The sequence below is a fragment of the Methylobacterium sp. J-048 genome, from assembly GCF_022829515.1.
GTDB lineage: Bacteria > Pseudomonadota > Alphaproteobacteria > Rhizobiales > Beijerinckiaceae > Methylobacterium.
The window spans coordinates 19,743-27,145 of record NZ_JAKSYL010000263.1 but is presented as its reverse complement, the minus strand read 5'-3'; the positions used below and the strand labels follow the sequence as shown (position 1 = coordinate 27,145).

Genomic DNA, 7,403 nt, shown 5'->3' with positions numbered 1-7,403 from the left:
CGAGCCGCACCTCCAGACCGCGCGTGGACGCCGGCTCGACGGTCACAGTCGCCGGGATGGGGCGCTCGGTTTCGATCGCCCGGGTGCGCTTCCCGAGATCGTCGCGCTCGCGCATCAGCGCCATGATGCGCTCGTCGCGTGCCGCAAGCGCCTCATCGCGTCGGCTCAGTTCTTCCTCGAGCTGGCGCAGGCGTCGGATGTCAGCCCGGTTCGACTGGCCGACGAGGTGCGAGAGCATGTGCACCTCCCCGAATATGTCTTGCACCAGAGGCCAATCGGTCGCCGGGTGGGTGATCGCTGCCCAGTAGGCGCCCGGGATCTCGCCGCGTTCGAGGGAAGCCTTCCACAGGGCCCGTACCGCGTCGGCCGTGCGGGCCTCATCGAAGCGCTCGATCTCTCGCTCGTGCCGCCGGTCCAGGGTCTTCTGCAACAATCGGCCGCCGCCATCCTTGCGGCCGGCGATCTGGACGATCTCGCCGTGCAGCCGGTGCTCGCTGATCGTCCGAGCGTCAGCCCGGCCGAGTTTGGCCAGGATCGCGCGAGCATCGCCATTGGTCAGACAGGTGCCGACGATCGAGCAGTGCAGGTTTTCGGCGAGCTCCCAGATCCGATCACGCGGTTTGTCCGCTGCGTCGGTGTCGGGTGGCGGCACGAACGGCGGATGACCGGCCGACGTGAGCGCGCGCAGGGCAGGACCGTCGAGGTAGGCGTGTGGCGGCATCGGCGTGTCGGCAGGCGCTATATCCGTTCAGATATAGCAGTCTGTCGAAAAACATCCGGCTTGCCTAGTGGGGAGCGGCAGGATGGGGGACGGCAGGAGGCTCGTCACCCTCACCCCGCCCAGGGGTGACGATCCGATCGAGGAACGGCGCGGCTGCACGGTCGGCGGCACGCTCGATGGCGCGGTAATGCGCCACGAGATCCGCTCCGAGGGTCGACAAGCGCGCACCGCCCCCGGCCTTGCCGCCGATCTGCGCCTCGACCACCGGCTGTCCGAAGCCGCTGTTCATCGCCTCGATCAGCATCCACGCCCGGCGATAGGACATGCCGAGCGCCCGCCCGGCCGCGGATATCGAGCCGTGCTCGGCGATCATCTCCAAGAGCTGCACCTTGCCCGGACCGATGCGGTTGCCGGGTCCGACGTCGATACGGATGCTCAGGCTTGCCATCGGACCTTCTCAGACACTGTCGCTTCGTCACAACGCGCGCTGAGCGCGATCGTGCTGCTCCGGATCGAACCCCTTCCCGACGCTGTATCGGTTTGTATATAGCCAAGCGATGGCATGGAGGCTCACCCGGCCGCCACCCACACGCTCCTCGTGCGACCAGGTCAAGACGATGTTCCAGTGCACCGGCTACGCTGCCCAGACTGCCGAGACGCCGCTCGCGCCGTTCAGCTTCGAGCGCCGCGATCCCGGCCCATCCGACATCGAGATCGCGATCGTCTATTGCGGCGTCTGCCACTCGGACCTGCACACGGTGCGCGACGAGTGGGGCGGGACGCTCTACCCGTGCGTGCCCGGCCACGAGATCGTCGGCCGTGTCGCCCGGGTTGGGGCCGAGGTCACGACCTTCAAGCCCGGAGATCTGGCGGGCGTCGGCTGCATGGTCGCCTCCTGCCGCGAATGCGCGAGCTGTCGCGAGGGTCTAGAACAGTATTGCGAGCCCGGCTTCACCGGCACCTACAACGGCCCGGAGCCGCAGACCGGCGGCCATACCTTCGGGGGCTATTCGAGCCACATCGTCGTCGACAGCCACTTCGTCCTGCGCATCCCGGAGAATCTCGATCTCGCGGGCGTCGCCCCGCTGCTCTGTGCCGGCATCACGACCTACTCGCCGCTGCGCCACTGGAAGGTCGGCCCGGGTCAGAAGGTCGGCATCGTGGGTCTCGGTGGGCTCGGGCACATGGGCCTGAAGCTCGCCCATGCCATGGGTGCGCAGGTAACGCTGTTCACGACCTCACCGGGGAAGGAGGCCGACGCCAAACGGCTCGGGGCCGACGCGGTGGTGATCTCCAAGGATGCCGACGCCATGGCCGCCCAGGGCGAGAGCTTCGATTTCATCCTCGACACGGTCGCGGCCGAGCACGACATCAACGCCTACCTTGCCCTGCTCAAGCGGGACGCGACGCTGGTCCAGGTCGGGGCGCCCGAGAAGCCGCTGCCGATGCAGGTGTTCAGCGTGATCTGGCGGCGGCGCAACTTCGCCGGGTCCCTGATCGGCGGCATCGCCGAAACCCAGGAGATGCTCGATTTCTGCGCCGAGCACGGCATCACCTCGGACATCGAGATGATCCCGATCGACCAGATCGAGACCGCCTATGCCCGCATGCTCAAGAGCGACGTGAAATATCGCTTCGTGATCGACATGGCGTCCCTTCCGAAGGCGGCCTGAATCCGCACGCCACCGTACCTCCGCCGCAGCCCCTCAAGGACCCTCTCCGTATGCGCAGCCTGATCCGCTCCGGCCTCGCCGCCGCCTTGCTCCTCGCTGTCGGTGCGGCGCAGGCAGCAGATACCGCGACGGTCTTCGCCGCGGCCAGCCTGAAGAACGCCCTGGACAATGCGGGGAAGGCCTTCACCACCCAGACTGGGATCGAACTCAAGGCGAGCTACGCCGCATCCTCGGCGCTCGCTCGGCAAATCGAGAGCGGGGCGCCCGCGGACCTGTTCGCCTCGGCCGACCTCGAATGGATGGACTACCTCGCCAAGAAGAACCTCATCCGCCCGGACACACGCGTGAACCTGCTCGGCAACCGCCTCGTCCTGATCGCGCCGAGCGACACCAGGGAGAGCGCCGTCGCCTTCACCCCGGAAGCGTTCGCGAAGGCGTTGGGCCCGGACGGTCGGCTGGCCACCGGCGAGGTCAATTCGGTGCCGATCGGCAAGTATGCCAAGGTCGCCTTCGAGAAGCTCGGCCTCTGGAGTGCCGTCCAGCCCCGCCTGGCACCGAGCGACAATGTGCGGGCCGCCCTGTTGCTGGTCTCGCGCGGCGAGGCCCCGCTCGGTGTCGTCTACGAGAGCGATGCCCGATCGGATCCCGGCGTGAAGGTCGTGGGCGTGTTCCCTGCGGACAGCCACCCGCCGGTGGTGTATCCGTTCGCCGTCACCGCGGACGCGAAGGGCGAGGCGGCGCGGCGCTTTCTGGACTACCTCCGGAGCGCGGCGGCCAAGCCGTTCTTCGAGGCCCAGGGCTTCAGCGTCCTCGACGGCGGCAAACAATAGGCGGCCTCTAGACGGCCAGGCAGGAAAGCGAACGTCGTGAAGATCAGCGCACGCAACATCATCAAGGGCACGGTGAGCTCGATCGACAAGGGTGCCACCACGGCGCACGTCAAGATCGAGATCACCCCCGGCCAAGTGGTCACGGCTTCCATCACCAACGAGGCGGTCGACAGCCTCAAGCTCGTCGTCGGTGGCCAGGCCTACGCGGTGGTGAAGGCCTCCGACGTCATGATCGCGGTCGACTGACAATGATCATCCCCCGCGCTATCCTCGCTGCCGGACTGGTAGCCATCTCGGTCCATGCCACCACGGCAGAGGAAGCGCCGGCCTGCGCGAGCTTCGCGTGGTCGGTGGCGCGGGAACGTGCCGCCTTCGCGGCGCCGAACCTGCTTGCGCTGGCGTCCGGTTCGGCTCTGCCGACGGATGCTGGCGCGGCGCAGTTGACGCTGAAGCCGGCCGCGGAGGCCGCTTTGCCGGTCCCGTCCGAGAGGCCGATGAAAGCTGATACCTACGCGGGCTTCGTGACCGTCACGGTGCCGGCCGCGGGCACCTATCAGGTGACGCTCTCGGACGAGGCCTGGATCGATGTCAGCCAGGATGGCCGCGCGACCCTGCAGCCTGCGGCCCACAGCGGCAAGACAGGCTGCCCGGGCGTGCGCAAGAGCGTGCGTTTCGCCCTCGATGCCGGCCCGGTGACGATCGAGATCAGCCGCGCTCTGAGCGCGCAACTCAAACTCGGCGTCCTCAAAGCCGAGTAGCCATGCGGTCGGGCTGTGACCCCGTCACGGCTCGCTGATCGGCCCGAGTTCGTGGCGGGCGAGGATCGCCTGTCCCTTCTCGGAGACGAGAAATAGCGCAAGCCGCATCGCGTCCGGATTGTCGGTCAGCAGCGCCATGCCGTAGGTCGCCGGCACCGACAGGTTCGACGGCAGCTGGACCAGGCTCAGGCCTGGAGCCTCCTTCATCGTGCCACCCTGGCCGCTGCAGTAGTACAGCAGGGCGTCGGCGTTATTGCCCAGAAACACCGTCGCGCTGGGGCTGCGCCCGGCCATCGGCACCATCGTGTTCGGTGAACCGAGTAGCTTCAGCGCCTTCTTGTCCAGCGCCGCCTTGGCGCCGGGATGGACGGCCTCGGCCCGGTCGAACACGGCTTGAGCGTAGTCGCCGCCTGGATCGGCGCCAGGCGTCGAGGTCGCGAGCCGCAGTTCGGGCGTGAGCAGGCGGTCGAGGAGGCTATCGGGGGACAAGCCAAGGTCGGCACGGGCGAGGACGCACAGCTTATTGCGGGCAAACGGCACGACAGCTTTAGCCTTGCCGGCCTCCGCAAGACGGCGCGGTCCAGCGAGATCGGCTGAGAGGTAGAGATCCGCCGTCTCACCGCCTTCGAGGCGTTGGCGCAGCAGCCCCGCAGGTCCGAACGTCGGGGCGGCCACCGCCTCGGCGGGTAGGCCGGCGGCGGCGATCACGTCCTTGAGCGCAGCCACGAGACTGCCGGCGGCGTAAATCCGCACCGGTTCCGCTCGTGCAACGGACACGGGCGCCAGAGCGAGGGCGCCGAGGAGTGCGGCGCGACGGAGGGAGTGGGTAAAACGAGAAAAGCGCATGAGGGACAACAGCGGCTCCGGAGAACGCAGCATCGTTATATCCGACCGGATATAGCCGCGATAAGACCCACGTCATCCCCGCAATGAAGCCGAGCGCGCGACCGCTTGATCAGCCCTCAGTTTCAAAATCACCCGGCTGCGGCGGGGCGATCGGCGTGAACAGGGTCCGGTCAGGCTTGAGGTCGAGGAGCGGCGTCCCGTCGAGGCAGTCGAGGCCGCGCACCGTCAGGATGTTGCCCTCGATTATGACAAGTGTGGCGATCGAGGTGCCGATCGGGTTCGGTCGCACCGGCGAGCGCAACGCGAAAGTGCCCCGCGTCGTGCCATCGTTGGCCGGGCTCTGGCGCACGAGGTCACGTCGGGACGCATCGAGCCAGTACAGCACCTCGATTCTAGCGAAGGCCGCCAGTCCGTCGAGCGCTGCGACCCAAGGCTCGAACAACTCGATGCGGCAGGACGGACCGTCCGGCCGACCTTGGCGTGGGCAAGCGAGACGATCGGTCCAGGGTGTGTGAATACGGCCGATGTAGACCAATCCAGCATCATCGGCCTCGGGCGCAGCGACCGCGACTTCGCCGGCTCTAATTTCATTGAGGCGCACCATGGCAGGCTTTCTCCCATGAATGCCCGACCCACGCTACCGGGCTAGCGCCGTGCCCTGGCTCTTGCTCACTTTGCGTGGATCCGGTGGCGAGGACCATACGGCGTTGGAGGAGATCGAGACCCGCCCGCCCGTAGCTTTGACGCTTGATCAGCTTGAGCCGGTTGATCCGGCCTTCGGTCTGGCCACTGCTCCAGGGCTCGGTCAGGGGTGCCCTGACCACGGCAGCGTCACCGTTCAATCCCGAAGCAAAGGTGGCACATCGAGCAGGCTCGGGCCGGCGTCATGGGGCAGCCAAGCGGGGAAGGTGTCGGCGGCGGCGTAGTTTCGCACGGTGGCGCGGGCCAGCCCCATCGCGCGGGCGATCCCGAGCAGCGTCTCGCCGCCCGCATGCCGATGCCGCACTTCGTCGTAGAGGGCCCGCCATCGCGTCCGGCTCTCCGCTCCCGCGTCAAGCTCCGGCGTGCTGCGTGGAAAGGCGTGATCGCGCCGAGGCGGAAGATCTGTCGATCCGGGCGCGGGCGGCAAGCGCCGGAGCCGAGCATGCGCGCTATGGAGCCATCGTTCGACGGCCTGACGTATGTTGGCGAGGAGGTGCCATCGATCAGCGACCCGCAGCGCCCGGGACGCGCCGAGGCCGACGCCTTGGGCATATTCGGTCGCGCGGTCTCGGGCGACGACCCAGATGTCCGGCCTCCGTTCGAGCCAGCCGGCCGGCGTGGTCGCGGTGCGGGAGGAGGTCGATCACGCGATGGCAGTCCAGGTCCACTACGATCGTACTGTCGCGGCAGCCTTTCCTCATCGCCCCATCGTCGACGCCGATGTGGACGGGTGACGGTGCGTCGGCCATCGGCATGGCCCTGATAAGCTGCAGCACGGTTGCGCGGTTCGCCGGCATTCTCAGGTGCTGCAGCAAACGCGCGCCGCCCGCGCCGCCGCAGGCGATGCCGATCCGCCCCTGCGCTTAGGCCAGTCGCCGCGTGCGTCGAGCGCGACGGCTGAGGAGTTCAGACGGCGATTCGGCGAAGGTGCGCCGGTGGCAGGACGGGTTGAAGCAGGAGAACCGTCGAACCTCGATGCGCAGCACCGTCCGCGATGCCGACAGCGGCAAATCGGCGGGATGGCGGTGATAGCGGCTGTGGACGGACCGGCCGGTACCGCCGCAATCAGGACACCGCCCGCTCGCTCCGCGCCGCCGCATCGGGACGACGAGGCGGTCCGGATCCTGCTCGACGACGCGCTCGATGCGGCACCCGGGGATGGCGAAGGGAATGTGCATGCCTCCCTCGGTGGGCAGGGCCGTCCAGGTGATCACCGGCCCGAGTCAATCCGCCGCCGTCCACGCAAAGTGAGCAAGAGCCACAGAAACGGGGCAATCCCAGTCGCGCTGCAGGCGCGCGAAGCGCGCGCTTCGTTCCCGGTCGACAAAAGCCCGGAGGTGGTCGCGAATCTGCGTGCCTGTGCGCATGGCCGGATCATCCCGAACGCGGAGGCTTTCCGCGTTGAGCCCCCAGCCGAGTGCGCGCGCACTGGCTGGGCCCCTGGTGCCCAGGCTCAAAGCGACCGTGGTGGAAGTCCCTCTAACGGAGGCACCAAGCGGTCGTGTCCGGTCATCGCAACGGATTCGCCTTCGCCACCAATATACCGCCCCGCGCCGGTAAGCGTTGGAACACAGTGTCAACGGCCTGCCCCTGTGGGCAAGCGCGTGCAACAACGCTGCGTACAATCGGCCGTGCCGCGGGCGCGGCTGTGAGCCGATTGCAATCAGATCAACGACTTAGCGGAAGCTTGGCTGGGGCGCCAGGATTCGAACCTGGGAATGGCGGTACCAAAAACCGCTGCCTTACCACTTGGCGACGCCCCACCATGGGCCGGGGCTGTCTAGACGGGGAGTCCCGGCGTTGCAAGCGCTCGATCGGGCGCAAACGGCACCGTTCGTGATGGTGGCGCGCGGGGACACGCGGCGTGCGCCCG

Annotated in this window: 10 protein-coding genes, 1 tRNA gene and 2 pseudogenes; 5 read left to right on the top strand and 8 right to left on the bottom strand. The window is 67.9% G+C overall.

The annotated features are described in order from the left end of the window. Nucleotides 1-721, bottom strand: a pseudogene (locus tag MKL09_RS26595) (hypothetical protein); the annotation flags it as partial. A 64-nt stretch (nucleotides 722-785) separates the two neighbouring features. Further along, a complete protein-coding gene (locus tag MKL09_RS26590; RefSeq protein WP_244025011.1) occupies nucleotides 786-1,169 on the bottom strand; it encodes a winged helix-turn-helix domain-containing protein in 384 nt (127 codons plus the stop codon). 169 nt (nucleotides 1,170-1,338) lie between these two features. On the opposite strand from MKL09_RS26590, the gene MKL09_RS26585 reads away from it, so the two are divergent. From MKL09_RS26585 to MKL09_RS26570, 4 genes are read left to right on the top strand one after another with little or no spacing between them, the layout of a single operon-like run. Further along, nucleotides 1,339-2,394 (top strand): NAD(P)-dependent alcohol dehydrogenase, encoded by a 1,056-nt coding sequence (locus MKL09_RS26585; protein WP_244025010.1) that lies wholly within the window; start codon nucleotides 1,339-1,341, stop codon nucleotides 2,392-2,394. 50 nt (nucleotides 2,395-2,444) lie between these two features. Next, nucleotides 2,445-3,224, top strand: a complete 780-nt coding sequence (modA, locus tag MKL09_RS26580; protein WP_244025009.1) for a molybdate ABC transporter substrate-binding protein — start codon at nucleotides 2,445-2,447, stop codon at nucleotides 3,222-3,224. 36 nt (nucleotides 3,225-3,260) lie between these two features. Beyond that, the gene (locus tag MKL09_RS26575; RefSeq protein WP_244025008.1) at nucleotides 3,261-3,470 is read left to right on the top strand and encodes a molybdopterin-binding protein; all 210 of its coding nucleotides are present in this window, start codon (nucleotides 3,261-3,263) and stop codon (nucleotides 3,468-3,470) included. A gap of 2 nt (nucleotides 3,471-3,472) precedes the next feature. Beyond that, on the top strand, nucleotides 3,473-3,982 hold the full coding sequence (locus tag MKL09_RS26570) for a hypothetical protein (protein WP_244025007.1): 510 nt from the start codon (nucleotides 3,473-3,475) through the stop codon (nucleotides 3,980-3,982). Between the two features lie 24 nt (nucleotides 3,983-4,006). Here MKL09_RS26570 and MKL09_RS26565 read toward each other — a convergent pair whose 3' ends face one another. The 4 genes and pseudogenes from MKL09_RS26565 to MKL09_RS32415 form a co-directional block, all read right to left on the bottom strand. After that, complete coding sequence (locus tag MKL09_RS26565; RefSeq protein WP_244025006.1) at nucleotides 4,007-4,735, bottom strand: substrate-binding domain-containing protein; 729 nt, start codon at nucleotides 4,733-4,735, stop codon at nucleotides 4,007-4,009. A gap of 202 nt (nucleotides 4,736-4,937) precedes the next feature. Then, nucleotides 4,938-5,432, bottom strand: coding sequence for a tRNA (N6-threonylcarbamoyladenosine(37)-N6)-methyltransferase TrmO (gene tsaA / locus MKL09_RS26560; RefSeq protein ID WP_244025005.1), 495 nt, complete (start codon nucleotides 5,430-5,432; stop codon nucleotides 4,938-4,940). Further along, nucleotides 5,416-5,688: pseudogene (locus MKL09_RS32420) on the bottom strand (hypothetical protein); the annotation flags it as partial. The gene tsaA and the pseudogene MKL09_RS32420, both read right to left, overlap by 17 nt. After that, the gene (locus tag MKL09_RS32415) at nucleotides 5,667-5,834 is read right to left on the bottom strand and encodes a hypothetical protein (RefSeq protein WP_409566993.1); all 168 of its coding nucleotides are present in this window, start codon (nucleotides 5,832-5,834) and stop codon (nucleotides 5,667-5,669) included. The pseudogene MKL09_RS32420 and the gene MKL09_RS32415, both read right to left, overlap by 22 nt. 280 nt (nucleotides 5,835-6,114) lie before the next feature. Here MKL09_RS32415 and MKL09_RS32410 point away from each other — a divergent pair, with 280 nt between their 5' ends. Further along, entirely contained in the window at nucleotides 6,115-6,264 is a 150-nt protein-coding gene (locus MKL09_RS32410) for a hypothetical protein (RefSeq protein ID WP_409566992.1), read from the top strand. 129 nt (nucleotides 6,265-6,393) lie between these two features. Here the strand turns inward: MKL09_RS32410 and MKL09_RS32405 are convergent, their stop codons facing one another. Together MKL09_RS32405 and MKL09_RS26550 are read right to left on the bottom strand one after the other, a co-directional pair. Then, nucleotides 6,394-6,708 carry a transposase family protein gene (locus MKL09_RS32405; protein WP_409566991.1) on the bottom strand — a complete coding sequence of 105 codons (315 nt, stop codon included), beginning with the start codon at nucleotides 6,706-6,708 and terminating at the stop codon, nucleotides 6,394-6,396. 510 nt (nucleotides 6,709-7,218) lie between these two features. Next, nucleotides 7,219-7,293, bottom strand: a tRNA-Gln gene (locus tag MKL09_RS26550). Nucleotides 7,294-7,403 lie beyond the last annotated feature (110 nt).